27 protein-coding genes are annotated in these 25,357 nt (G+C 58.4%); 23 read left to right on the top strand and 4 right to left on the bottom strand.

Annotation, left to right across the window (positions count from 1 at the left end; genetic code table 11):
• The coding region (gene smrB / locus HMPREF9538_RS25000) for an endonuclease SmrB (RefSeq protein ID WP_009483975.1) at window positions 1-542 on the bottom strand (542 nt) is incomplete at its 3' end.
• Window positions 543-709: 167 nt separating this feature from the next.
• On the opposite strand from smrB, the gene prmB reads away from it, so the two are divergent.
• Genes prmB through HMPREF9538_RS25030 form a run of 6 tightly spaced genes read left to right on the top strand, consistent with a single transcriptional unit; the run spans window position 710 to window position 5,266 of the window.
• Window positions 710-1,642, top strand: a complete 933-nt coding sequence (gene prmB / locus HMPREF9538_RS25005; RefSeq protein WP_002913346.1) for a 50S ribosomal protein L3 N(5)-glutamine methyltransferase — start codon at window positions 710-712, stop codon at window positions 1,640-1,642.
• A 41-nt stretch (window positions 1,643-1,683) separates the two neighbouring features.
• Window positions 1,684-2,769: a chorismate synthase gene (aroC, locus tag HMPREF9538_RS25010; protein WP_009483974.1), complete on the top strand. Its 1,086-nt coding sequence runs from the start codon at window positions 1,684-1,686 to the stop codon at window positions 2,767-2,769.
• Between the two features lie 2 nt (window positions 2,770-2,771).
• The gene (mepA, locus tag HMPREF9538_RS25015; RefSeq protein ID WP_004174960.1) at window positions 2,772-3,596 is read left to right on the top strand and encodes a penicillin-insensitive murein endopeptidase; all 825 of its coding nucleotides are present in this window, start codon (window positions 2,772-2,774) and stop codon (window positions 3,594-3,596) included.
• Window positions 3,596-4,405 carry a sulfite exporter TauE/SafE family protein gene (locus tag HMPREF9538_RS25020; RefSeq protein ID WP_002913340.1) on the top strand — a complete coding sequence of 270 codons (810 nt, stop codon included), beginning with the start codon at window positions 3,596-3,598 and terminating at the stop codon, window positions 4,403-4,405. The genes mepA and HMPREF9538_RS25020 overlap by 1 nt, the downstream gene beginning before the upstream one ends.
• On the top strand, window positions 4,405-4,953 hold the full coding sequence (locus HMPREF9538_RS25025; RefSeq protein WP_002913339.1) for an elongation factor P hydroxylase: 549 nt from the start codon (window positions 4,405-4,407) through the stop codon (window positions 4,951-4,953). The genes HMPREF9538_RS25020 and HMPREF9538_RS25025 overlap by 1 nt, the downstream gene beginning before the upstream one ends.
• 31 nt (window positions 4,954-4,984) lie before the next feature.
• Window positions 4,985-5,266: a YfcL family protein gene (locus HMPREF9538_RS25030; RefSeq protein WP_002913338.1), complete on the top strand. Its 282-nt coding sequence runs from the start codon at window positions 4,985-4,987 to the stop codon at window positions 5,264-5,266.
• Window positions 5,267-5,327: 61 nt separating this feature from the next.
• On the opposite strand, the gene mnmC is transcribed toward HMPREF9538_RS25030, so the two are convergent.
• The gene (gene mnmC / locus HMPREF9538_RS25035; RefSeq protein WP_020317299.1) at window positions 5,328-7,316 is read right to left on the bottom strand and encodes a bifunctional tRNA (5-methylaminomethyl-2-thiouridine)(34)-methyltransferase MnmD/FAD-dependent 5-carboxymethylaminomethyl-2-thiouridine(34) oxidoreductase MnmC; all 1,989 of its coding nucleotides are present in this window, start codon (window positions 7,314-7,316) and stop codon (window positions 5,328-5,330) included.
• A 158-nt stretch (window positions 7,317-7,474) separates the two neighbouring features.
• On the opposite strand from mnmC, the gene fabB reads away from it, so the two are divergent.
• Window positions 7,475-8,695 (top strand): beta-ketoacyl-ACP synthase I, encoded by a 1,221-nt coding sequence (gene fabB, locus HMPREF9538_RS25040; protein ID WP_002913291.1) that lies wholly within the window; start codon window positions 7,475-7,477, stop codon window positions 8,693-8,695.
• 209 nt (window positions 8,696-8,904) lie between these two features.
• Window positions 8,905-10,080: an MFS transporter gene (locus HMPREF9538_RS25045; RefSeq protein WP_004149211.1), complete on the top strand. Its 1,176-nt coding sequence runs from the start codon at window positions 8,905-8,907 to the stop codon at window positions 10,078-10,080.
• Window positions 10,081-10,166: 86 nt separating this feature from the next.
• On the opposite strand, the gene flk is transcribed toward HMPREF9538_RS25045, so the two are convergent.
• Entirely contained in the window at window positions 10,167-11,144 is a 978-nt protein-coding gene (gene flk / locus HMPREF9538_RS25050; protein WP_020317309.1) for a flagella biosynthesis regulator Flk, read from the bottom strand.
• A gap of 110 nt (window positions 11,145-11,254) precedes the next feature.
• Between flk and pdxB the strand changes: the two genes are divergently transcribed.
• From pdxB to HMPREF9538_RS25100, 10 genes are all read left to right on the top strand, one after another.
• The gene (gene pdxB / locus HMPREF9538_RS25055; RefSeq protein WP_002913228.1) at window positions 11,255-12,391 is read left to right on the top strand and encodes a 4-phosphoerythronate dehydrogenase PdxB; all 1,137 of its coding nucleotides are present in this window, start codon (window positions 11,255-11,257) and stop codon (window positions 12,389-12,391) included.
• Between the two features lie 63 nt (window positions 12,392-12,454).
• Window positions 12,455-13,468, top strand: a complete 1,014-nt coding sequence (locus HMPREF9538_RS25060) for an aspartate-semialdehyde dehydrogenase (protein WP_009483968.1) — start codon at window positions 12,455-12,457, stop codon at window positions 13,466-13,468.
• Complete coding sequence (gene truA / locus HMPREF9538_RS25065) at window positions 13,468-14,280, top strand: tRNA pseudouridine(38-40) synthase TruA (RefSeq protein WP_002913226.1); 813 nt, start codon at window positions 13,468-13,470, stop codon at window positions 14,278-14,280. Before HMPREF9538_RS25060 ends, truA begins: the two co-directional genes overlap by 1 nt.
• A gap of 26 nt (window positions 14,281-14,306) precedes the next feature.
• Entirely contained in the window at window positions 14,307-14,966 is a 660-nt protein-coding gene (locus tag HMPREF9538_RS25070; RefSeq protein WP_008803926.1) for a DedA family protein, read from the top strand.
• 186 nt (window positions 14,967-15,152) lie between these two features.
• Window positions 15,153-16,073: an acetyl-CoA carboxylase, carboxyltransferase subunit beta gene (gene accD / locus HMPREF9538_RS25075; protein ID WP_002913220.1), complete on the top strand. Its 921-nt coding sequence runs from the start codon at window positions 15,153-15,155 to the stop codon at window positions 16,071-16,073.
• Between the two features lie 75 nt (window positions 16,074-16,148).
• Entirely contained in the window at window positions 16,149-17,417 is a 1,269-nt protein-coding gene (folC, locus tag HMPREF9538_RS25080; RefSeq protein WP_009483967.1) for a bifunctional tetrahydrofolate synthase/dihydrofolate synthase, read from the top strand.
• Window positions 17,407-18,096 (top strand): cell division protein DedD, encoded by a 690-nt coding sequence (gene dedD, locus HMPREF9538_RS25085; protein ID WP_004214089.1) that lies wholly within the window; start codon window positions 17,407-17,409, stop codon window positions 18,094-18,096. Before folC ends, dedD begins: the two co-directional genes overlap by 11 nt.
• A gap of 216 nt (window positions 18,097-18,312) precedes the next feature.
• The gene (gene cvpA, locus HMPREF9538_RS25090; protein ID WP_002913214.1) at window positions 18,313-18,801 is read left to right on the top strand and encodes a colicin V production protein; all 489 of its coding nucleotides are present in this window, start codon (window positions 18,313-18,315) and stop codon (window positions 18,799-18,801) included.
• A gap of 33 nt (window positions 18,802-18,834) precedes the next feature.
• Window positions 18,835-20,352, top strand: coding sequence for an amidophosphoribosyltransferase (purF, locus tag HMPREF9538_RS25095; RefSeq protein WP_002913213.1), 1,518 nt, complete (start codon window positions 18,835-18,837; stop codon window positions 20,350-20,352).
• Between the two features lie 135 nt (window positions 20,353-20,487).
• Entirely contained in the window at window positions 20,488-21,057 is a 570-nt protein-coding gene (locus HMPREF9538_RS25100) for a UbiX family flavin prenyltransferase (RefSeq protein WP_009483966.1), read from the top strand.
• Between the two features lie 80 nt (window positions 21,058-21,137).
• On the opposite strand, the gene HMPREF9538_RS32025 is transcribed toward HMPREF9538_RS25100, so the two are convergent.
• Complete coding sequence (locus tag HMPREF9538_RS32025) at window positions 21,138-21,299, bottom strand: hypothetical protein (RefSeq protein ID WP_004140952.1); 162 nt, start codon at window positions 21,297-21,299, stop codon at window positions 21,138-21,140.
• Between the two features lie 40 nt (window positions 21,300-21,339).
• Between HMPREF9538_RS32025 and argT the strand changes: the two genes are divergently transcribed.
• From argT to hisP, 5 genes are all read left to right on the top strand, one after another.
• Complete coding sequence (gene argT / locus HMPREF9538_RS25105) at window positions 21,340-22,122, top strand: lysine/arginine/ornithine ABC transporter substrate-binding protein ArgT (protein ID WP_002913210.1); 783 nt, start codon at window positions 21,340-21,342, stop codon at window positions 22,120-22,122.
• A gap of 267 nt (window positions 22,123-22,389) precedes the next feature.
• Window positions 22,390-23,172, top strand: a complete 783-nt coding sequence (gene hisJ / locus HMPREF9538_RS25110) for a histidine ABC transporter substrate-binding protein HisJ (protein ID WP_002913209.1) — start codon at window positions 22,390-22,392, stop codon at window positions 23,170-23,172.
• 64 nt (window positions 23,173-23,236) lie between these two features.
• Window positions 23,237-23,923: a histidine ABC transporter permease HisQ gene (locus HMPREF9538_RS25115; RefSeq protein ID WP_002913208.1), complete on the top strand. Its 687-nt coding sequence runs from the start codon at window positions 23,237-23,239 to the stop codon at window positions 23,921-23,923.
• Window positions 23,920-24,636, top strand: a complete 717-nt coding sequence (gene hisM / locus HMPREF9538_RS25120; protein ID WP_002913207.1) for a histidine ABC transporter permease HisM — start codon at window positions 23,920-23,922, stop codon at window positions 24,634-24,636. Before HMPREF9538_RS25115 ends, hisM begins: the two co-directional genes overlap by 4 nt.
• Window positions 24,637-24,643: 7 nt before the next feature.
• On the top strand, window positions 24,644-25,357 hold a 714-nt coding region (gene hisP, locus HMPREF9538_RS25125; RefSeq protein WP_009483964.1), incomplete at its 3' end, for a histidine ABC transporter ATP-binding protein HisP.

Here is a 25,357-nt window from a genome sequence, read left to right as displayed (position 1 = left end):
CGGGGCGGTTGCCACTCCTCGACCTCAATCAATATCAGCAGTGCGGCGTCACCGCCGTACTCTTTTGGTGCCTGGTGAAACGCCATAATATGCGGATGTTGCGCCAGCCACAGCGGGGTTTGCTGTTTGAGGATGTGTTTCCCGTGCCCGTGCATCACGCAGGCGCAAAACACATGCTCGCGGCGGCAGGCGGCAATTAGCGCGCCCAGTTCCTGTTTGGCCTGCTGCTGGGTAAGCCCATGCAGATCGAGGAACAGCTCAGGCGAATAATCTCCACGGCGCAGCTTTTTCAGCTCGAAATGGCTGACGTCGGGGCGGACATATTTCGTCGAGCCTTCGGTATTCAGTAGCGGTTGAAACTCATCGGAAAAATAGTGGCTGTTATCGACCTGTTCCTGCAGCAAACGCTTAGGAGCAACCTCGGTAATTTTCTTGCGCTGCGGGCGGTGAACAATAGTGTCCTGTTTGATCTTCCGCGTGCCGGTCATCAGCTGACGGAACAGCGCCTGATCCTCCTCGCTAAGCGATGTCTTCTTTTTCATTGTCCGCTCTCATTCATACTTTGCGCTAGTTTACCCGACTCAATATCCCTTCGGGCAAGGAAAACCTGTTTTTTCCCCCGCCCCTTATCGCAAGAATGCTGATTTATCGCCGTCTTCATGGCACACTAGCCGCCGAATTTATAGCAGAGTGTGCCCTGGAGGATGTCGTGGATAAAATTTTTGTTGATGAGGCAGTCAATGAGCTGCATACCATTCAGGACATGCTGCGCTGGGCGGTAAGCCGTTTCAGCGCTGCTAATATCTGGTACGGTCACGGGACTGATAACCCGTGGGACGAGGCGGTACAGCTGGTGCTGCCTTCACTGTATCTGCCGCTGGATATCCCGGAAGACATGCGCACTGCGCGCCTGACCTCCAGCGAGAAACATCGCATTGTAGAGCGGGTGATTCGCCGCGTGAACGAGCGTATTCCCGTCGCCTATCTGACCAACAAAGCGTGGTTCTGCGGCCATGAGTTTTACGTTGATGAGCGGGTGCTGGTGCCGCGCTCCCCGATTGGCGAACTGATCAATAACCAGTTTGCCGGACTGATTAACCATAAGCCGCAGCACATCCTTGATATGTGCACCGGTAGCGGCTGCATCGCCATCGCCTGCGCCTATGCCTTCCCGGAGGCGGAAGTCGATGCGGTAGATATCTCCCCGGACGCGCTGGCCGTCGCCGAGCACAACGTTGAGTCCCACGGCCTGATCCATCACGTGACGCCGATCCGTTCCGATCTGTTCCGCGATCTGCCGAAGCTGCAGTACGATCTGATCGTCACCAATCCGCCGTATGTCGATGAAGAGGACATGGCCGATCTGCCGGAAGAGTATGAGCATGAGCCGGTGCTGGGGCTGGCCTCCGGAAGCGACGGCCTGAAGCTAACGCGCCGTATCCTCGGCAACGCGCCGGATTATCTCAGCGACGACGGGATTCTGATTTGTGAAGTCGGTAACAGCATGGTACATCTGATGGAGCAGTATCCGGACGTGCCGTTTACCTGGCTTGAGTTTGATAACGGCGGCGACGGGGTCTTTATGCTGACCAAACAGCAGCTGATTGACGCCCGTGCGCATTTCGGTATTTATAAAGACTAAAAAAACAACACGCCAACATAACGAAAAAGATTGGAGCCGTGATGGCAGGAAATACAATTGGACAACTCTTTCGCGTCACTACCTTCGGCGAATCGCACGGTCTGGCGCTGGGCTGCATCGTTGACGGCGTGCCGCCGGGCATCCCGCTGACCGAAGCCGACCTGCAGCACGACCTCGATCGTCGTCGCCCGGGTACCTCGCGTTACACCACGCAGCGTCGCGAGCCGGATCAGGTCAAAATCCTCTCCGGCGTCTTCGAAGGCGTTACCACCGGGACCAGTATCGGTCTGCTGATTGAGAACACCGATCAGCGTTCGCAGGATTACGGCGCGATCAAAGATCTGTTCCGTCCGGGCCACGCCGATTACACCTACGAGCAAAAGTATGGTCTGCGCGACTATCGCGGCGGCGGTCGTTCTTCTGCGCGCGAAACCGCGATGCGCGTAGCGGCCGGGGCGATTGCCAAAAAATACCTTGCCGCGAAGTTCGGCATCGTCATTCGCGGCTGCCTGACGCAGATGGGCGATATTCCGCTGGCCATCAAAGACTGGGATCAGGTTGAGCAGAACCCCTTCTTCTGTCCGGACCCGGATAAAATCGACGCCCTGGATGAACTGATGCGCGGCCTGAAAAAAGAGGGCGACTCCATTGGCGCGAAAGTGACGGTGGTGGCTGACGGCGTACCGCCAGGCTTCGGCGAGCCGGTCTTCGACCGCCTGGATGCCGATATCGCCCACGCGCTGATGAGCATCAACGCCGTGAAAGGGGTGGAAATTGGCGACGGCTTCGAGGTGGTGAAGCTGCGCGGCAGCGAAAACCGCGATGAGATCACTAAAGCCGGGTTCCAGAGCAACCACGCCGGCGGCATTCTTGGCGGCATCAGCAGCGGCCAGCAGATCGTTGCCAACATCGCGCTGAAGCCTACCTCCAGTATTACCGTTCCCGGTCATACGATTAACCGCTTTGGCGAAGAAGTGGAGATGATCACCAAAGGGCGTCACGATCCGTGCGTCGGCATCCGCGCCGTACCGATCGCTGAGGCGATGCTGGCGATCGTTCTGATGGATCACTTTATGCGTCAGCGCGCGCAGAATGGCGACGTGACGACGACAATTCCACGCTGGTAACCATGAAAAACACCGTTATCGCACTGCTTGCGCTGTTGGCCAGCGCCGGTAGCCTGGCCGCCACGCCATGGCAGAAAATAACCCAACCGATCGGCGGCAGCGCCCAGTCAATCGGCGCGTTTTCCAATGGCTGTATCGTTGGCGCCGAGGCGCTCCCCCTGAGTGCCCCCGGCTATCAGGTGATGCGTACCGATCAGCGTCGCTACTTCGGTCATCCGGATCTGGTTCAGTTTATTCAGCGCCTGAGTAATCAGGTGCACAATAAAGGTATGGGAACCGTGCTGATTGGCGACATGGGGATGCCGGCGGGCGGGCGCTTTAACGGCGGGCACGCCAGCCACCAGACGGGCCTCGATGTCGATATCTTCCTTCAGCTGCCGCAAACGCGCTGGACATCGTCCCAGCTGTTGAAGCCGCAGGCGCTGGACCTGGTCGCCAGCGATGGCAAGCATGTGGTGCCGTCGCTATGGAGCCCGCAAATCAGCCAGCTTATCAAGCTGGCGGCGGAAGATAGCGAAGTTACCCGCATCTTCGTCAACCCGGCGATTAAACAGCAGCTGTGCCTGGACGCGGGCAGCGACCGCCAGTGGCTGCGTAAAGTCCGTCCCTGGTTCCAGCATCGCGCTCATATGCACGTCCGACTGCGTTGCCCGGCGGGAAGTCTGGAGTGCGAGGATCAGGCGCCGCCGCCGCCCGGCGATGGCTGCGGAGCGGAGCTGCAGAGCTGGTTCGAACCACCTAAACCCGGGTCTACCCCCCCTGTGAAGAAGACGCCGCCGCCGCTGCCGCCTTCCTGCCAGGCGCTACTGGATGAGCATGTGCTGTAATGGATAGTTTTATCGAGTTGTTTGCCGTATCGCCGCTGGTGCTGGTGGTACTCTTCTTTGTCGCCATCCTGGCCGGTTTTATTGACTCACTGGCGGGAGGCGGGGGCTTATTGACTGTCCCTGCGCTGATGGCGGCCGGCATGCCGCCAGCCCAGGCGCTGGCGACCAATAAGCTGCAGGCCTGCGGCGGGTCGCTATCGGCGACCCTCTATTTTGTCCGCCGCAAGGTGGTTAATCTGGCCGATCAGAAGCTGAATATTCTGATGACCTTTATCGGCTCAACCGCCGGAGCGCTGCTGGTGCAGCACGTGCAATCCGATATTCTGAAGCAGATCCTGCCGTTGCTGGTGATTGGCATCGGCCTTTATTTCCTGCTGATGCCGAAACTGGGCGAAGCCGACCGGCAGCGTCGGCTTTACGGTCTGCCGTTTGCGCTGGTCGCCGGCGGTAGCGTAGGGTTTTACGATGGCTTTTTCGGCCCCGGCGCCGGTTCGTTTTACGCCCTGGCTTTTGTCACTCTGGCCGGGTTTAACCTTGCCAAGTCGACGGCCCATGCCAAGCTGCTGAACGCCACCTCAAACGTCGGCGGCCTGCTGCTGTTTATCATCGGTGGAAAGGTTATCTGGGCCACCGGCTTTGTGATGATGGCCGGACAGTTTATTGGCGCCCGCGCCGGGTCCCGGCTGGTGCTGAGTAAAGGGCAGTCGCTGATCCGGCCGATGATCGTTATCGTCTCGGCGGTGATGAGCGCGAAACTTCTTTATGACAGCCACGGGGCTGAGATTTTGCAGTGGTTGGGAATTCATTAATGCAACAGCAACACCATTATCAGCAGCTGATAGACCTTTTCGACAGCTGCTTTGCCGAAGAATTTAATACCCGCCTGATTAAAGGCGACGATGAGCCGATCTACCTTCCGGCTGACGATGAAACGCCCTATCACCGTATCGTGTTTGCGCACGGATTTTTTGCCAGTGCCCTGCACGAGATCTCTCACTGGTGTGTCGCCGGCAAGGCGCGTCGCGAACAAGTAGATTTTGGCTACTGGTACTGCCCGGACGGCCGCGATGCGATGACCCAAAGCCAGTTTGAGGATGTCGAGGTGAAACCGCAGGCCTTTGAGTGGCTGTTCTGCGTGGCGGCGGGATTTCCGTTTAACGTCAGCTGTGACAATCTGGAAGGGGACGTTGAGCCCGATCGCATCGCCTTCCAGCGCCGGGTGCATGCTCGGGTGATGACTTTACTTGAACAAGGGATCCCCGAACGTCCGGCGCGCTTTATTCGCGCGTTACAACACTATTATCAAACGCCGCCATTGACGGCGAAACACTTTCCGTGGCCGGAAGACCTGCACTAAGGCCGCACATTACATGACAAGAGGTAAGATAATGATCGCGGAGTTTGAATCACGCATTCTGGCGCTGATTGACAACATGGTAGACCACGCCAGTGATGATGAACTGTTTGCCGGCGGTTATCTGCGCGGCCACCTGACGCTGGCGGTGGCTGAGCTGGAAGGTGAGGGCGAGCATTCTGCTGACGCGGTACACAGCAGAGTTAGCCAGAGCCTGGAGAAAGCCATCAGCGCTGGCGAACTGTCGCCGCCGGACCAAATTCTGGTGCAGGGGATGTGGCATAACCTGTATCAACAGGCGAAAAATCAGGCCTGAGCCATGTTGTAGCCCGGGTCAGGCGTCAGCCGTACCCGGGAAATTGCCTGCCCTCATGGTTTTATTTCACCGCTTTTCCCTTCAGCAGTTTTCTCACCCACAGCCGATTCGGATTCAGCGCCGCCAGGGTGTCGCTATCCAGCGGCAGCGGTTCCGCGCTCATTTGCGCCGCCAGCAGCTCAGCGCTTAACGGCGCGGTGCAAAGTCCGCGCGCCCCGAGCGCGCCAAGCATAAACAGGTTACGATAGGCCGGCGCGCTATCGGCGATATCCGGTTGTTCGTGGAGGCTGGCGTATTGCGTCAATGTTGCCGCGTAGTCCGGCACGTTGCCGACCATCGGTAGATGATCGCGGGTGGCGCAGCGCACGCCGCAGCGAGCGTCGTTGGCGCTGATATCCACGTCCTGCGGCCACTCCGCGCCCGGGAAGCAGTCGATCAGCCGTTGCCGGTTGTGCTGCTGATCTTCTTCGCTGAAGTTGGTGTCGGTTTTCCCGCGGTGGTAGCTGGCGCCAATGCAGTGCTGCTGATTTTGCGGATTCTGTGGCGTCAGGTAGCCGTCGTAGCACAGCACCTGGCGCAGGGCGGCAAGCCGCGGGGTGGTGGGAATATGGCTGACCTGGCCGCCAACCGGGTAGGCCGGCAGTTGGGCTGTTTGCGCAAAACCAGTGATGCGGTGGCCGTTCGCCAGAACCACCGCCTGATGATAGCGCTGCTGATTGAGCAGCCAGCCATCGCCCTCCGCGCTGAGCGTTTCGACGGGATAACCATAGTGCACGTGCAGTCCGCGCGTGGCCGCCAGCGCCAGCAGCTCGGCGGTGAGCTGCTGCGGGCACAGCCAGCCGCCGGCCGGATAGGTGATGCCGCCGCAGCCGGTATCGACGCCGGTCAGCCCGGCAACCTGTTCCGCCGTCACCGCGCAGGCGATGTCCGGGGGTAAATTCAGCGCCAGCATCTGGGCGATTTTATGCGCGCTTTTCTCATCCCAGCCGAGCTGGGTAACACCGCACCATTGGTGATCGAACATCACCGGCAGCGCGTCATACATTCGGCGGGCGAAGGTAAAGGCGGCCGGAAAAAAGCGTGCCAGCGCCGGATCGTGCTGACTTAACAGCGGATACAGCGCGCCCTGGCGATTGCCGGAGGCGCCCTGCGCTGGAGCCTCATCGGCGCAGTAAAGGGTCACCTGCCAGCCGCGGCGCAGCAGCGCCAGGGAGAGCAGGGCGCTGGCGATCCCGCCGCCGATGATGGCCGCCTCGCGGGCATCGCTGCTACTGCGAGCGAACCAGGGGACGCGCGCAGGAAAGCTCAGCGTTTGCGCCATCTCGCCGGTCAGCATCTCCCGCTTGCGGCCGAAGCCTTTGCTTTTACGCATGGTAAAGCCGGCCTCCTGCAGGCCACGGCGGACAAAACCGGCGGAGGTAAAGGTGGCCAGCGTCCCGCCGGGTCGCGCCAGGCGCGCCATGGCGCTGAACAGATCCTGAGTCCACATGTCGGGATTTTTCGCCGGGGCAAAGCCGTCAAGAAACCAGGCGTCCACCTGCTGGTTCAGCGAATCATCCAGCTCCCTGGTCAGCTCATTGATATCGCCAAACCACAGATCGAGCGTCACCCGCCCGCCGTCGAGCAGCAGACGATGGCACCCGCCGAAGGCCGACGGCCATTGCGCCTGCAGCTGCTGCGCCCACGGAGCCAGCTCTGGCCAGCGCTGGTGCGCCAGGCGGAGATCCTCAGCCTTCAGCGGATATTTTTCAAAACTGATGAAATGTAACCTTTGCAAGGTAACGTCCGGGTTATCACGAACAAAAACGTCAAACGCCTGCCAGAGGGTGAGGAAATTGAGCCCGGTGCCGAAGCCGCTCTCCGCGACGATCATCAGCGGGCGAGGGTGGCTGGGGAAGCGCTCCGGCAGGCGATTTCCGCCGAGAAAAACGTAGCGAGTCTCTTCCAGACCGTTGTCATTGGAAAAGTAAACATCGTCGAAATCTCGGGAAACAGGTGTACCCTCAGCGTTGAATTCCAGGTTGGCGGGTTGTATGGCGTTTTGTTTCACGTAAGTTACTCGAATCACAAGGCGTAGCACGATCTTAACGATGTGTGCCTGAGGGCGCAAATTTATACACAAAATGTCTGATCGGACTTGTTCGGCGTACAAGTGTACGCTATTGTGCGACACGAAACTTAAAATAGTGCGACTTACAGAGGTATTTAATGAAACGTGCAGTGATTACTGGCTTGGGCATCGTTTCCAGCATCGGTAATAACCAGCAGGAAGTCCTGGCATCTCTGCGTGAAGGACGTTCAGGGATCACTTTCTCTCAGGAGCTTAAAGATTCAGGGATGCGCAGCCACGTATGGGGCAACGTCAAACTGGATACCACTGGCCTCATTGACCGCAAAGTAGTGCGCTTTATGAGCGACGCCTCCATCTATGCTTACCTGTCCATGGAACAGGCTGTTGCCGACGCAGGTCTGGCGCCTGAAGCATATCAGAATAACCCGCGTGTCGGCCTGATCGCAGGCTCCGGCGGCGGTTCCCCGAAATTCCAGGTCTTCGGCGCCGATGCCATGCGTAGCCCGCGTGGTCTGAAAGCCGTGGGCCCGTATGTGGTCACCAAAGCGATGGCTTCCGGCGTTTCCGCCTGCCTCGCTACGCCGTTCAAAATTCACGGCGTTAACTACTCCATCAGCTCGGCCTGCGCCACTTCCGCCCACTGTATTGGTAACGCGGTAGAGCAGATCCAGCTGGGCAAACAGGACATCGTCTTTGCCGGCGGCGGCGAAGAGCTGTGCTGGGAAATGGCCTGCGAATTCGACGCCATGGGCGCGCTGTCCACTAAATACAACGACACCCCGGAAAAAGCGTCCCGTACCTATGATGCTAACCGTGACGGCTTCGTTATCGCCGGCGGCGGCGGTATGGTCGTGGTGGAAGAGCTGGAACACGCCCTGGCGCGTGGCGCGCACATCTATGCCGAAATCGTCGGCTATGGCGCGACCTCCGATGGCGCGGACATGGTCGCCCCGTCTGGTGAAGGCGCAGTGCGCTGCATGCAGATGGCGATGCATGGCGTTGATACGCCGATCGACTATCTGAACTCCCACGGTACCTCCACTCCGGTCGGCGACGTGAAAGAGCTGGGCGCCATCCGCGAAGTATTCGGCGACAACAGCCCGGCTATTTCGGCAACTAAAGCGATGACCGGCCACTCGCTGGGCGCGGCGGGCGTACAGGAAGCCATTTACTCCCTGCTGATGCTGGAGCACGGCTTTATCGCGCCGAGCATCAACGTTGAAGAGCTCGACGAGCAGGCTGCCGGCCTGAACATCGTCACCAAACCGACGGACGCTAAGCTGACCACCGTAATGTCCAACAGCTTCGGCTTCGGCGGCACCAACGCCACGCTGGTGATGCGTAAATACAACGCCTAATCAGCATGTGATGCGCAAAGGGGAGCCACCGGCTCCCCCTTTTTTTCATCTTGACAGGGGAAGAGCCCGCAGGCACACTGCTCGCGGATCCATTAGTCTCTCCACTAATGCGTAAGCGTTTAACGTCAACCAACGCGCCTTAACCCTGATAATCAGGTGGAGGGGGCGTGTCGCTTTGCTCGCCTTACTCTGCGAATCTGGAGTAATGCATGTCCGCAGTTACTGAAACAACATCCAATTCTTCGGCGAATTTTTCGCTTTTCCGTATTACGTTTGCCGTCTTTTTGACCTATATGACCGTTGGTTTGCCGCTGCCGGTGATCCCGCTCTTTGTCCATCAGGAGCTGGGATTTGGCAATACCGTGGTTGGCGTGGCGGTAGGGATCCAGTTCCTCGCCACCGTTCTGACCCGGGGGTACGCCGGACGTCTGGCAGACCAGTACGGCGCTAAACGCTCTGTCCTGCAGGGGATGCTGGCCTGCGCCCTGGCGGGCGCGGCATGGCTGGCCGCTGCGCTGCTGCCGCTGCCGGTGCTCGCCAGGCTCGGCCTGCTGCTGCTGGGCCGCTTGATCCTCGGGTTTGGCGAAAGCCAGCTGCTGACCGGAAACCTGAGCTGGGGGATGGGCCTGGTGGGACCGGCCCGTTCCGGCAAAGTGATGTCATGGAACGGCATGGCGATGTACGGCTCGCTGGCGGTGGGCGCCCCGCTGGGATTATTGATCTATAGCCATTTTGGCGTGGCGGTGCTGGCCTGTGTCACCATGGGACTACCGCTCGTCGCCTGGCTTATTAACGGTACCGTGCGCAAAGTGGCGGCCCACGGAGGCGAGCGGCCTTCACTCTGGAGCGTCATCGGCATGATCTGGCGGCCGGGCATTGGCCTGGGCCTGCAGGGTGTCGGCTTTGCGGTGATCGGCACCTTCGTCTCCCTCTATTTCGCCAGCCATAGCTGGCCAATGGCCGGCTTTACCCTGACGGCGTTTGGTGGCGCCTTTGTGCTGATGCGAGTGCTGTTCGGCTGGATGCCGGATCGGTTTGGCGGCGTTAAGGTGGCGATGGTCTCGCTGCTGATAGAGGCGGTTGGTCTGACGCTGCTGGGACTGGCGCCGAATGCCTGGCTGGCGCTGGCCGGTGCGGCGCTGACCGGGTGCGGCTGTTCGCTTATTTTCCCGTCACTTGGCGTGGAAGTAGTGAAGCGCGTCCCGGCGCAGGTGCGCGGCACCGCGCTCGGCGGCTATGCGGCCTTTCAGGACATCTCCTATGGCCTGACCGGGCCGCTGACCGGCCTGCTGGCGACCTCGCTGGGCTACTCGTCGGTGTTCCTTGCCGGCGCCCTCTGCGCGGCGCTGGGGATCCTCGTCACCCTTATCTCATTTCGCCGCTAGGTTATAGTCCGGTCTGAAATCGCTGTAGGAAACACCGCGGCGTTTGGCATGAAGGGGAGCCGTAAACGCCGCCGGTGGCTGCTGGGCTACAGCAGGAGCCACAGCACAAGGAGCAGGACAACCGCGCCCAGCGCCAGCTGCCACGGCTTAGCGCTCCACGTCCGCCTGGCGACAGGCTCCTCCTGCGGGATGGCCAGCGTCTCCTGGGCGCGGGCCACCCGCAGCACAAACACCTTGTTCAGCAGCGCCAGGATCTGCGCCGGGCTCAGCGTGGTCTGCGGCGTGACCTGCCAGCTGCGACGGGCAAAGTCGACAATAGTCTGCCACTCCGCGGCCTCCAGCGGCTGCTTGAGCGCTCCCTGCAGCGAGGTGAGCGTCGGCGCGCTTTGCGCACTCAGCGTTTGCCGCGCCTGCAGCCAGTACGAAAGCGGCAGGAAGTGCGTCGCCGGGATCAGCTCCCCGGACTTGACGCCGCAAAGCTCCAGCATGGATTGCCAAATCAGCTTGCTTGGTTCGCCGGTGGCGGCCGCCAGCTTAGTCACCAACTGATTGAGCGTATTATGCTCGGCTGGCAACAGCGGGCGCAGGGTCGGCGGGCGCTGCTGCGGCTGCGGGATCGACAGCTGGCCATGCTGCAGCAGATGCAGAATGGTCTCCAGCTGCGTCTGGCTAAGGGCATGCAGCGCCGTTTGCCCATAATGCTGACGAATATAATCGCTCACCGCCTGGCGGTTATTGCCCTGACCGAGCAGATCGCTGAGCTGCGCTAAGGTCTGGCGATGATGATGATTATCCTGAGCGGCGGCTAAGCGCTGGTTGAGACTGGCCTCCGCGGCGCTGAAATGGCAGGCCAGCAGGGGCGAGTCGCCTTTCAGTCCGAGGTCATGTTTGACGCAGGCCCACACTTCCGCGTTCTGCTGCGAGGTCAGCGCCACCAGGCGCGTGATCAGTCGCTCCAGAACGGTGCGTTGCTGCATGGAAAGCGAAGGTTCGCCGGTGGCGGCAGTGCCTGATGGGCCTCGCCCTGGAGGACGGTCTGGCATATCAGCAAGGGGGTGCGTCATGATTCATCCTTTCGATATCGCGGTGCTGGAACCAGGTGATGAGTATGCCTGGCGGCCAGATTATGGCACACTTCCCCAGTTAACTCTCGTTCTCAGACAGGTACTGAACTGTGAAAATCCTCGTTGATGAAAATATGCCCTATGCCCGTGAGCTTTTTAGCCGTTTAGGCGACGTGCAGGCGATCCCAGGCCGTCCGGTCCCGGCCGATGCCCTGACCGATGCGGATGCCCTAATGGTGCGCTCGGTCACCCGGGTCAATGAAGCATTGCTCGCCGGCAAGGCCATTAAGTTCGTCGGCACCGCTACCGCCGGCACCGATCACGTCGATCAGGCGTGGCTGCAGCAGGCGGGGATTGGTTTCTCTGCGGCGCCCGGCTGTAACGCCATTGCGGTGGTAGAGTACGTCTTTTCATCGCTGCTGATGCTGGCTGAACGCGACGGCTTTGCGCTGCGCGATCGCACCGTCGGGATCGTCGGCGTCGGTAACGTTGGCGGGCGACTGCAAAAGCGCCTGGAAGCGTTGGGGATCAAAACTCTGCTCTGCGACCCACCGCGCGCCGATCGCGGCGACGAAGGTGACTTCCGCTCCCTCGAGGCGCTGGTCCAGGAAGCCGATGTCATCACCTTCCATACGCCGCTGTATAAAGAAGGGCAATATAAAACCCTGCATCTGGCGGATGAGGCGCTGATAAGCCGCCTGAAGCCTGGAACGATTTTGATCAACGCCTGCCGCGGGCCGGTGGTCGATAACGCCGCACTGCTAAAGCGGCTGGAAGCTGGTCAGCCGCTGAGTGTGGTATTGGACGTCTGGGAGCCGGAGCCGGATCTAAACGTTGAGCTTCTCAAGCGAGTGGATATCGGTACCGCGCATATCGCCGGCTACACCCTCGAAGGGAAAGCGCGCGGGACGACGCAGGTTTTTGAAGCCTACAGCGCCTTTATCGGCCATCCGCAGCAGGTAGCGCTGGACACTCTGCTGCCGGCGCCGGAATTTGGCCGCATTACCCTGCATGGACCGCTCGATCAGCCGACGCTGAAAAGACTGGTCCACTTGGTGTATGATGTGCGCCGCGATGATGCGCCGCTGCGGAAGGTGGCCGGCGTCGCCGGTGAATTCGACAAGCTGCGTAAAAATTATCAGGAACGTCGCGAATGGTCTTCGCTGTATGTGCAGTGCAGCGATGAGCAGGCGGCGACGCTGTTGCGCCAGCTCGGTTTTAACGCTGTGCATCATCCTGTTCGTTAATGTCTTCTTAATGCCCCTGCCGGATACTCCGGCGGGGCCGCTTTATTTCTGGAGTTAACCACCATGTCTGAAGGCTGGAATATTGCCGTACTGGGCGCAACGGGCGCCGTAGGCGAAGCCCTGCTCGAAACTCTTGCTGAACGCCAGTTCCCGGTAGGAGAGATTTTTGCTCTGGCGCGCAACGACAGCGCGGGCGAACATCTGCGTTTTGGTGGCAAGTCGGTGATCGTCCAAGACGCCGCCGAATTTGACTGGACCCAGGCCCAGCTGGCTTTCTTCGCCGCCGGCGTCGAAGCCAGTGCAGCGTATGTCGAAGAAGCGACCAACGCCGGGTGTCTGGTTATCGATCTCAGCGGCCTGTTTGCGCTGGAGCCGGACGTACCGCTGGTGGTGCCGGACGTAAACCCGTTCGTATTAGGCGATTATCGCAACCGCAACCTGATTGCGGTGCCTAATAGCCTGACCAGTCAGCTGTTGACGGCGCTCAAACCGCTGATCGATCAGGGCGGGTTGTCGCGCATTAGCGTCACTAACCTGCTCTCCGCCTCGGGGCAGGGGAAAAAAGCGGTGGATGCGCTGGCGGGGCAGAGCGCTAAGCTGCTGAACGGCATCCCTATCGATGAAGACGATTTCTTTGGTCGCCAGCTGGCGTTCAACATGCTGCCGCTGCTGCCGGATCGTGAAGGTAGCGTGCGCGAAGAGCGCCGGATCGTCGATGAAGCGCGCAAAATTCTTCAGGATGACGGGCTGATGATCTCCGCCAGCGTCGTTCAGTCGCCGGTCTTCTACGGCCATGCGCAGATGGTGAGCTTCGAAGCGATGCGCCCGCTGGCGGCGGAGGAGGCGCGCGACGCTTTTACCCGCGGCGAGGATATCGAACTTTCTGAAGAGGGCGAATTCCCGACTCAGGTTGGTGATGCCTCAGGCAATGCCCGCCTCTCCATCGGCTGCGTGCATAACGATTACGGTATGCCGGAGCAGATCCAGTTCTGGTCGGTAGCGGATAACGTGCGCTTCGGCGGCGCGCTGATGGCGGTGAAGATCGCCGAGAAACTGATTGAGGAGTACCTGTACTGATGTCTGAGATGGAGCAACAGCCGATCTGTAAAATCGCGCTGGGCATCGAGTACGACGGCAGCAAATATTACGGCTGGCAGCGGCAAAACGAAGTGCGCAGCGTGCAGGAGAAGCTGGAAAAGGCGCTCTCGCAGGTGGCGAACGAACCGATTACCGTCTTTTGCGCCGGCCGCACCGACGCCGGCGTCCATGGCACCGGCCAGGTGGTGCATTTCGAAACCCGGGCGCAGCGGAAAGATGCCGCCTGGACGCTGGGGGTAAATGCGAATTTACCTGGTGACATCGCGGTGCGTTGGGTCAAACATGTACCGGCGGATTTTCACGCCCGGTTCAGCGCCACGGCGCGCCGCTATCGCTACGTCATCTATAATCATCGCCTGCGCCCGGCGGTATTAAGTCATGGCGTGACGCATTTTCACCAGCCGCTCGACGCCGAGCGTATGCAGCGCGCCGCGCAGTGTCTGCTGGGAGAGAATGACTTTACCTCGTTTCGCGCGGTACAGTGCCAGTCGCGTACCCCGTGGCGCAACGTGATGCATATTAACGTTACCCGCTACGGCGCGTATGTGGTGGTGGATATCAAAGCGAATGCCTTTGTACATCATATGGTCAGGAATATTGTAGGCAGCCTGATGGAGGTCGGGGCCGGAAACCAGCCGGAGAGCTGGATGGCAGAACTGCTGGCAGCAAAAGACAGGACGCTCGCTGCGGCAACGGCAAAAGCGGAAGGGTTGTATCTGGTGTCGGTGGATTACCCGGCCCACTATGATTTACCGGTGCTGCCAATGGGCCCGCTGTTTCTGGCGGACTAATAGGGTCATTAAGGGTAAAGACAAACATGGACTTGATTCACTTTTTAATTGATTTCATCCTGCATATTGATGTGCACCTTGCCGAACTGGTTGCCCAGTATGGCGTCTGGGTTTATGCCATTCTGTTTTTGATTCTGTTCTGCGAAACCGGGCTGGTGGTGACGCCATTCCTGCCGGGCGATTCCCTGCTGTTCGTCGCGGGCGCGCTCTCGGCCTTGCCAACCAACGATCTCAATGTCCACCTGATGGTACTGCTGATGGTCATCGCGGCCATCGTCGGCGATGCGGTCAACTACACCATTGGCCGGCTGTTTGGCGAAAAGCTGTTCAGCAATCCGAACTCAAAGATATTCCGTCGCAGCTATCTGGATAAAACCCACAGCTTTTACGAACGTCACGGCGGGAAAACCATTATCCTGGCGCGCTTTGTGCCGATAGTCCGAACCTTCGCGCCGTTTGTGGCGGGAATGGGGCATATGTCCTATCGTCATTTTGCAGCCTATAACGTGGTTGGGGCGCTGCTGTGGGTGCTGCTGTTCACCTATGCTGGCTATCTGTTTGGCGATTTGCCGGTGGTGCAGGAGAACCTGAAGCTGCTGATCGTGGCGATCATCGTGCTTTCCGTCCTGCCGGGTGTGATTGAGATCATCCGCCACAAGCGGGCGGCGTCAAAGCAGGCGAAGTAGTTCGCCCTGCGCTGCGCGTGACCGAGCATGATCGTCGCGCGCAGCGGTTTGACCACTTTTTTATCCCATGTTCCGGGATGATATGATTTAATGTGCAACATTCATGGTCTGTAAGAGGCAAAAATGGCATTATGCGCCCCTTACGACAAAACTGGCATCGACCAGGTTCAGGCAGAAAGGTTATCAATGAGCTGGATTGAACGAATTAAAAGCAACATCACTCCCACCCGCAAGGCGAGCATTCCTGAGGGTGTATGGACCAAGTGCGACAGCTGCGGTCAGGTACTCTACCGCGCCGAGCTGGAGCGCAACCTGGAGGTTTGTCCTAAGTGCGATCACCATATGCGCATGTCGGCGCGTAATCGCCTGCATAGCCTGTTGGATGAAGGTTCTCTGGTAGAACTGGGTAGCGAACTTGAGCCAAAAGATGTGCTGAAGTTCCGCGATTCAAAAAAATACAAAGACCGCCTGGCGTCCGCTCAGAAAGAGACGGGCGAGAAAGACGCGCTGGTGGTAATGAAAGGTACGCTCTACGCGATGCCGGTGGTTGCCGCCGCCTTTGAGTTCTCCTTTATGGGGGGCTCGATGGGTTCCGTCGTCGGCGCACGCTTTGTGCGCGCGGTGGAGCAGGCGCTGGAAGATAACTGCCCGCTGATCTGCTTCTCCGCCTCCGGTGGCGCCCGTATGCAGGAAGCGCTGATGTCGCTGATGCAGATGGCGAAAACCTCCGCGGCGCTGGCGAAAATGCAGGAGCGCGGACTGCCGTACATCTCCGTGCTGACCGATCCGACCATGGGCGGCGTATCGGCGAGCTTTGCGATGCTGGGCGATCTGAACATTGCCGAGCCGAAAGCGCTGATCGGCTTTGCCGGTCCTCGCGTTATCGAGCAGACCGTACGCGAGAAGCTGCCGCCGGGATTCCAGCGCAGCGAGTTCCTGATTGAAAAAGGGGCGATCGATATGATCGTTCGCCGCCCGGAAATGCGTCTCAAGCTGGCCAGCATTCTGGCGAAGCTGATGAACCTGCCGGCGCCGGTTGCCGTTTCGGAAGCGCCGCATGAAGGCGTGGTGGTGCCGCCGGCACCGGATCAGGAACCCGAGGCCTGATAAAGCAGAGGGCAGGGCCTGGCGGCGCTGCCCTTTTTTATTCATACGCGTTAACCGTCAATTCTTACGGGCATCATGGAAAAAGATCCTATTCCTCAGGCCACGTCGCCCCTGGCTACGTGGCTTTCTTATCTGGAACATCTGCACAGTAAAACCATCGACCTGGGGCTGGCGCGCGTCAGCGAGGTCGCACGGCAGATGGATATCGTCAAACCGGCGCCGTTCGTTTTTACCGTCGCGGGCACCAACGGCAAAGGCACCACCTGCCGCACGCTGGAAACCGTCCTGATGGCGGCCGGCTATAAAGTGGGGGTCTACAGCTCCCCGCACCTGGTGCGCTACACCGAACGCGTGCGCATTCAGGGGGCTGAACTGCCGGAGGCGGCGCATACGGCTTCGTTTGCTGAAATTGAAGCCGCGCGCGGTGACATCTCGTTGACCTATTTTGAGTACGGCACGCTCTCGGCGCTATGGCTGTTTAAGCAGGCGCAGCTCGATGTGGTGATCCTGGAGGTGGGCCTCGGCGGGCGTCTCGACGCCACCAACATCGTTGATGCCGACGTCGCGGTGGTCACCAGCATCGCCCTCGATCATACCGACTGGCTGGGCCCGGATCGCGAAAGTATCGGCCGGGAAAAAGCGGGCATCTTTCGCGCCGGTAAACCGGCGATAGTGGGTGAGCCGGATATGCCGCACACCATTGCTGACGTGGCGAGCGAGAAGGGCGCGCTGCTTCAGCGCCGCGGCGTCGACTGGCGCTATGAGGTGGAGGGTGAGACATGGTCCTTCCGCGACGCGGCCGGGGCGTTAAGTCGCCTGCCGTTGCCTCAGGTGCCGTTGCCGAATGCGGCGACGGCCGTGGCGGCGCTGCGCGCCAGTGGGATTGCCGTGGATGACGCTATCCTGCGCGCAGGGATCCGCGATGCGATGCTCCCGGGACGCTTTCAGATAATCAGCGACGCCCCGCGAGTGATCCTCGATGTGGCGCACAACCCGCACGCGGCGGCCTATCTCGCCGGGCGTCTCAAAACGTTAGCGAAAACGGGACGCGTGCTGGCGGTTATTGGTATGCTGCATGATAAGGATATCGCCGGCACGTTGGCCAATTTGGCCCCGGAAGTCGATGCCTGGTACTGCGCGCCGCTGGAAGGCCCGCGCGGCGCGACGGCAGAGCAGCTGGTGGAACATTTGCGTGGCGGCACAGTCTATAGCAGCGTGGCACAGGCGTGGCAGGCGGCCATGGCTGACGCTAAAGTGGAAGATACCGTGCTGGTGTGTGGTTCATTTCATACCGTAGCGCAGGTAATGGAAGAGATAGACGCGGGGAGAATCGGTGGCGAGTAAGTTTCAGAACCGTTTAGTCGGGACAATCGTGCTGGTGGCGCTGGGGGTGATTATCCTGCCAGGGCTGCTGGACGGGCAGAAAAAGCATTACCAGGATGAGTTTGCCGCGATCCCGCTGGTGCCGAAACCGGGCGATCGCGATGAACCGGATATGCTGCCGGCGGCGACCCAGGCCCTGCCTTCGCAGCCGCCGGAAGGGGCGGCGGAAGAGGTGCGGGCGGGCGATGCCGCCGCGCCATCGTTAGATCCATCGCGTATTCCGGTGAACAGCAACAGCTTCGATGACGTTCAGGAGCCGGTGGTGGCCGCGAAACCGCAGCCCAAGCCGCAGCCGAAACCGCAGCCGCAACAGCAGGCCGCGACGCCAACGCCGCCGCCGGCTAAGCCACAGCAGCAACAGCCACCGCAGCAGCAGGCGGCCCTGCCGGCGCCGACCGGCAAAGCCTATGTGGTTCAGCTGGGCGCGTTGAAGAACGCCGATAAGGTGAATGAGATTGTCGGTAAACTGCGGGCCTCGGGTTTCAAAGTCTATACGTCGCCTTCGACGCCGGTACAGGGTAAAATTACCCGCATCCTCGTCGGCCCGGATGCGTCAAAAGACAAGCTGAAAGGCCAGCTGGGCGATCTGCAGCAGATCTCCGGGCTTAGCGGGGTGGTGATGGGCTTCACCCCGAACTGATTGTTTTTTCCGCCATGCGGAGAGAACGTGGCGGGGAGAAACGCCCCGCAAACCCTGTCTCAGCCGCCCTGAAGAGGCGAAAGGCAGTCTGGCGTTGAATGTTTTTTCAGCGCCATTTTTATTTCTGTAGGGCATGGAAATCCCTACGCAAACGTTTTCTTTTTCTGTTAGAATGCGCCCCGAACTGGACGACAGGGCGTAAATCGTGGGACGTATATGGTCTGGATTGATTACGCCATTATGGCGGTGCTGGGTCTTTCTTGCCTGGTCAGCCTGATCCGCGGCTTTGTTCGCGAAGCTTTATCGTTAGTCACGTGGGGTTGCGCGTTTTATGTCGCCAGCCATTACTACGCTGACCTGTCTGTCTGGTTTACGGGCTTTGAGGATGAACGGGTTCGAAATGGGATTGCTATTGCGGCGCTGTTTATCGTGACGCTCATCGTTGGCGCTATCGTGAACTATGTGATAGGCCAGCTGGTGGAGAAGACCGGTTTGTCGGGAACCGACAGGGTATTGGGGATCTGCTTCGGCGCGCTACGTGGGGTGCTGATCATCGCCGCTATCCTGTTCTTCCTGGACACCTTTACCGGGATGGCGAAGAGCGATGACTGGCATCAGTCGCAGTTTATTCCCTATTTTACCCCCGTCATCAGATGGTTTTTTGAATACCTGCAAAGCTCGTCAAGTTTCTTGCCTAAAGTATAGACTTTGGGTCGTTGCTGAACGAGGAAAAGACGTATGTGCGGTATTGTCGGTATCGCCGGTGTTATGCCGGTTAACCAGTCGATTTATGATGCGCTAACGGTGCTCCAGCACCGTGGACAGGATGCCGCTGGCATCATCACCATTGATGCCAACAACTGCTTCCGGTTGCGTAAGGCTAACGGGCTGGTAAGCGACGTATTCGAGGCCCGCCACATGCAGCGTATGCAGGGCAATATGGGTATTGGCCACGTGCGTTATCCTACGGCGGGCAGCTCCAGCGCCTCCGAGGCGCAGCCGTTTTACGTTAACTCGCCGTATGGCATCACATTGGCGCATAACGGCAACCTGACCAATGCGCACGAGCTGCGTAAAAAGCTGTTTGAAGAAAAACGCCGCCATATCAATACCACCTCTGATTCCGAAATCCTCCTCAATATTTTCGCCAGTGAGCTGGATAACTTCCGTCACTACCCGCTGGAAGCGGACAACATCTTCGCGGCGATTGCGGCGACCAACCGCCTGATCCGCGGCGCGTACGCGTGCGTGGCGATGATCATCGGGCATGGCATGGTGGCCTTCCGCGACCCTAACGGCATTCGTCCGCTGGTGCTGGGTAAACGTGACGTTGGCGACGGTCGCACCGAGTATATGGTGGCCTCGGAGAGCGTGGCCCTTGATACGCTTGGTTTTGAATTCCTGCGCGATGTGGCGCCGGGCGAAGCGGTCTATATTACCGAGAAGGGCCAGCTCTATACCCGTCAGTGTGCCGATAATCCGGTCAGCAACCCGTGCCTGTTCGAGTACGTCTATTTTGCCCGTCCGGACTCGTTTATTGACAAAATTTCCGTCTACAGCGCCCGCGTCAACATGGGGACTAAGCTGGGCGAAAAGATTGCCCGCGAGTGGGAAGATCTGGATATTGACGTCGTTATTCCGATCCCGGAGACCTCCTGCGACATCGCGCTGGAAATCGCCCGCATTCTCGACAAACCTTATCGTCAGGGCTTCGTGAAGAACCGCTACGTCGGCCGGACGTTTATCATGCCCGGTCAGCAGCTGCGTCGTAAATCTGTTCGCCGTAAGCTCAACGCCAACCGTGCGGAATTCCGCGATAAGAACGTGCTGCTGGTCGATGATTCCATTGTACGCGGCACCACCTCGGAGCAGATCATTGAGATGGCGCGTGAAGCAGGGGCGAAAAAAGTGTATCTCGCCTCCGCTGCGCCGGAAATTCGTTTCCCGAACGTGTACGGTATCGATATGCCGACCGCCAACGAACTGATCGCCCATGGCCGCGAAGTGGATGAGATCCGCCAGATCATTGGCGCCGACGGCCTGATTTTCCAGGATCTCAACGATCTGATCGACGCGGTGCGCGCGGAGAACCCGGATATTCAGCAGTTTGAATGCTCGGTGTTCAACGGCGTATATGTGACCCGGGATGTCGACCAGCAGTACCTCGACTATCTTGACTCCCTGCGTAACGATGATGCCAAAGCGGTCCAGCTGCAGAACGAAGTCGAAAACCTCGAGATGCACAACGAGGGTTAAGCCGTTCACGCGTCGCGGGCCTGCCGTACCTAAAGGACGGCGGGCTTTTTTTCGCCCCTTAACTGTGCGTCAATAGTTGCGCCAGAGGCTATAATCCGGCAAAGTCTGCGGCACACGCGCAAGGGGTAACAGAACGTGAAACGACTGATTATTGGCATTTCCGGCGCCAGCGGCGCCATTTACGGCGTGCGGATGCTGCAGGTGCTAAGAGATGTGCCGGATAGTGAAACTCATCTCATCCTCAGCCAGGCGGCGCGCCAGACGTTGGCCATGGAGACCGACTACTCCGTACGTGAGGTGCAGGCGCTAGCCGATGTGGTGCATGACGCCCGCGATATCGCCGCCAGTATCTCTTCCGGTTCTTTTAAAACCGCCGGGATGGTGATTTTACCCTGCTCAATGAAGACGCTCTCGGGCATTGTCCATAGCTATACGGATGGCCTGCTGACCCGGGCGGCGGATGTCGTGCTGAAAGAGCGTCGTCCGCTGGTGCTCTGCGTGCGGGAAACGCCGTTCCATTTGGGCCATCTGCGTCTGCTGGTTCAGGCTGCAGAGCTGGGGGCGGTGATAATGCCGCCGGTACCGGCTTTTTACCACCGGCCACAAAGCCTGGACGATGTCATCAACCAGACCGTCAATCGGGTACTCGATCAATTTGATATTAGTCTGGAGCACGACTTGTTTACCCGCTGGCAGGGGGCCTAGTGTCGCACTATAGTGGTGCATGAAATGTACGCTTGCGCTCCGGTGGTGCAAATTTGTTGCCGCGATCAAATCCTCGACATTTATTTCGTCTTTTTGCGCTCAGGCGCTGCGGTTTCGCCAGTAATGCTGGTATCTTCCCTTTTAAGACAATCCTGCAACTTTATTTTAACAAATTTAACCCTGTTCCCGGCACGCACCGGGAAGATGGCACAAAAACTGCAGGATTGATCGGCAATCACCATAACAAGCAACGCACCACATCACGACACTTAAGGGTACTGTATGAAGAAGACGATTCTGGCTCTCTCTTTACTCGTGGGAATGAGCAGCACGGCCAGCGTGTTTGCTGCTCTGCCGCAGAGCATTCGCATTGGCACTGACGCGACCTATGCGCCATTTTCGTCGAAAGACGCGAAAGGGGACTTTGTTGGTTTTGATATCGATTTAGGCAATGAGTTGTGCTCCCGAATTAAGGTGAAATGTACCTGGGTCGGCAGCGATTTTGACTCCCTGATCCCCTCCCTGAAGGCGAAGAAGATTGACGCCATCATCTCTTCCCTCTCTATTACCGAGAAGCGCCAGCAAGAGATCGCCTTCTCTGACAAGCTATATGCCGCTGACTCGCGTCTGATCGCCGCCAAAGGGTCGCCGATCCAGCCGACGCTGGAGGCGCTGAAAGGCAAGCACGTCGGCGTGCTGCAGGGTTCTACTCAGGAAGCCTATGCTAACGACCGCTGGCGCAGCCAGGGCGTTGACGTGGTGGCTTACCAGAACCAGGATCTGATCTATTCAGACCTCGCAGCTGGCCGTCTGGATGCGGCGCTGCAGGATGAAGTCGCCGCCAGCGAAGGCTTCCTGAAACAGCCTGCCGGGAAAGATTTCGCCTTCGCCGGCCCGTCCGTTAAAGACAAAAAGTACTTTGGCGACGGCACCGGTATCGGCCTGCGTAAGGACGACGCCGAGCTGAAAGCCGCGTTTGATAAAGCGCTGGGCGAAATGCGTAAAGACGGCACCTACGACAAAATGGCGAAGAAATACTTCGATTTTAACGTGTACGGCGACTAAGACTGCTGCAGGCCCGCACAATGGGGTGGGCCTGCCGCCAGGTTCGTATCCATGCCCCAAAAGGGTGCATCTAAACGCGCTGTGGATCATTTCAGTGCAAAAGCAGCCAGTTTTTTGGCTAAAAAATGCATAGTTAAGCGTTTCTGATGCAAAAAATCGGCCTTTCTGGTGCATAAATCTTTGCCCTTAAGGGGCGAATAATGGCACGATAACTGGCGTAAATAGTTCTAATAAACCCGTTAGAATGACAGTCTGTCGAGGATAGTTATGAAAAAACTGGCGTTGTCTCTCTCTTTAGCGCTGGCCCTTTCCAGCGTTTCCACGGTCTTTGCCGCCATCCCGCAAAAAATTCGTATCGGTACCGATCCGACTTATGCTCCCTTCGAATCGAAGAATGCGCAGGGAGAATTGGTCGGTTTTGATATCGATCTGGCAAAAGAGCTGTGTAAGCGTATTAATACGCAATGTACCTTTGTTGAAAACCCGCTGGATGCGCTGATCCCCTCCTTAAAAGCGAAGAAAATCGACGCGATTATGTCTTCGCTGTCGATTACTGAAAAGCGCCAGCAGGAAATTGCCTTCACTGACAAGCTGTATGCGGCAGATTCGCGTCTGGTGGTGAAAAAGGGCAGCCCGGTAACGCCGGATCTCGCCACCCTCAAGGGTAAGCGCGTGGGCGTGCTGCAGGGGACGACTCAGGAAACCTATGGCAATGAGCACTGGGCGCCGAAAGGTATCGAAATTGTCTCCTATCAGGGGCAGGACAATATCTATTCCGACCTGACCGCCGGCCGGATCGACGCCGCGTTCCAGGATGAGGTCGCGGCCAGCGAAGGGTTCCTGAAACAGCCTATTGGTAAAGATTACCAGTTTGGTGGCCCGTCAATCAAAGACGAGAAACTGTTTGGTGTTGGCACCGGTATGGGGCTGCGTAAGGAAGACAACGAACTGCGTGAAGCGCTGAATAAGGCGTTTGCAGAGATGCGTAAGGACGGCACCTACGACAAGCTGGCGAAAAAATATTTCGATTTTAACGTATACGGCGAATAATTCTCACGCCTCGCCATTGCGTGCGTTTCGCGCGCAATGGTGAATGACAGACAGGGTAGGCAGCATGCTGTATGGGTTTTCACAGGTTATTTTGCAGGGTGCGCTCGTCACCCTGGAGCTTGCGCTCAGCTCGGTCGTTCTCGCCGTCCTGATTGGGCTGGCGGGCGCTGGCGCAAAGTTATCGAGCAACCGTCCACTGGCGCTGGTGTTTGAAGGCTATACCACTCTGATCCGCGGCGTGCCCGATCTGGTGCTGATGCTGCTGATTTTCTACGGCCTGCAGATTGCGCTAAACAGCGTTACCGACGCGCTGGGTATGGCCCAGTTTGATATCGATCCGATGATCGCCGGGATTATTACCCTTGGCTTTATCTATGGCGCCTATTTTACGGAAACCTTCCGCGGCGCCTACCTGGCGGTGCCGAAGGGGCATATCGAAGCGGCTACCGCCTTTGGCTTTAGCGGCGGGCAGACGTTCCGGCGTATTCTCTTCCCGGCGATGATGCGCTACGCGCTGCCGGGGATAGGCAACAACTGGCAGGTTATCCTCAAGGCGACGGCGCTGGTCTCGTTGCTGGGGCTGGAGGATGTGGTCAAAGCCACGCAGCTGGCCGGGAAAAGCACCTGGCAGCCGTTCTACTTCGCCATCGTCTGCGGCCTGATTTATCTGGTGTTTACCACCGTTTCTAATGGCGTACTGCTGCTGCTCGAACGCCGCTATACCGTTGGCGTGAAGAGGGCTGACCTGTGATTGAAATTATTCAGGAGTACTGGAAATCACTACTGTGGACCGACGGCTATCGCTTTACCGGCGTGGCGATTACCTTATGGTTGCTGATCTCTTCAGTGGTAATGGGGGGCATCCTGGCGGTGTTTCTGGCCATCGGCCGCGTCTCGAGCAATAAATTTATCCAGTTCCCCATCTGGCTGTTCACTTACATATTTCGCGGCACGCCGCTGTATGTGCAACTGCTGGTTTTTTACTCCGGCATGTATACCCTGGAAATCGTCAAAGGCACGGAGCTGTTGAACGCTTTTTTCCGCAGCGGGCTAAACTGCACGGTACTGGCGTTAACCCTGAATACCTGCGCCTATACCACTGAAATTTTCGCCGGCGCGATCCGCTCAGTACCCGCCGGAGAAATTGAAGCAGCGCGGGCCTACGGCTTCTCTTCGGTCAAACTGTATCGCTGCATTATTCTGCCTTCCGCGCTGCGGATTGCGCTACCGGCCTACAGTAACGAAGTGATCCTCATGCTGCACTCTACCGCGCTGGCGTTTACCGCTACGGTACCGGATCTGCTGAAAATCGCCCGCGATATCAACTCGGCCACCTATCAGCCGTTCACCGCGTTTGGCATCGCCGCGGTGCTCTATTTAATTATCTCGTATGTGCTGATTAGCTTGTTCCGTAAAGCGGAAAAGCGCTGGTTGCAGCATATCAAACCTTCTTCGACGCATTGAGAACGCCATGTCCGACAATAAATTAAACGTTATCGATCTGCATAAACGCTATGGGGAACACGAGGTGCTGAAGGGCGTCTCGCTGCAGGCGAAAGCCGGGGACGTTATCAGCATCATCGGTTCATCGGGTTCCGGAAAAAGTACCTTTTTGCGCTGTATTAACTTCCTTGAAAAACCGAGCGAAGGCACGATCGTCGTCAGCGGCCAAAATATTGGTCTGGTACGGGATAAAGACGGCCAGCTGAAGGTGGCCGACAAGAACCAGTTGCGCCTGCTGCGCACCCGGTTGACCATGGTGTTTCAGCATTTCAATCTGTGGAGCCATATGACGGTGCTGGAGAACGTCATGGAGGCGCCGATTCAGGTGCTGGGCTTAAGCAAACAGGAAGCGCGCGAACGGGCGGTAAAATATCTGGCCAAGGTCGGGATAGACGAACGTCAGCAGGCGAAGTATCCGGTGCATCTTTCCGGTGGCCAGCAGCAGCGTGTCTCTATTGCCCGCGCGCTGGCGATGGAACCGGAAGTGCTGCTGTTTGATGAGCCGACCTCCGCGCTGGATCCGGAACTGGTGGGCGAAGTGTTACGCATTATGCAGCAGCTGGCAGAAGAGGGAAAAACCATGGTGGTGGTGACCCATGAAATGGGCTTTGCCCGCCACGTCTCTTCACATGTCATTTTTCTGCATCAGGGTAAAATTGAAGAAGAAGGGCATCCGGATGCG

Origin of the sequence: Klebsiella sp. MS 92-3 (assembly GCF_000195655.1) — a bacterium.
GTDB lineage: Bacteria > Pseudomonadota > Gammaproteobacteria > Enterobacterales > Enterobacteriaceae > Klebsiella > Klebsiella pneumoniae.
This window is presented reverse-complemented; position numbering and strand designations above follow the sequence as displayed.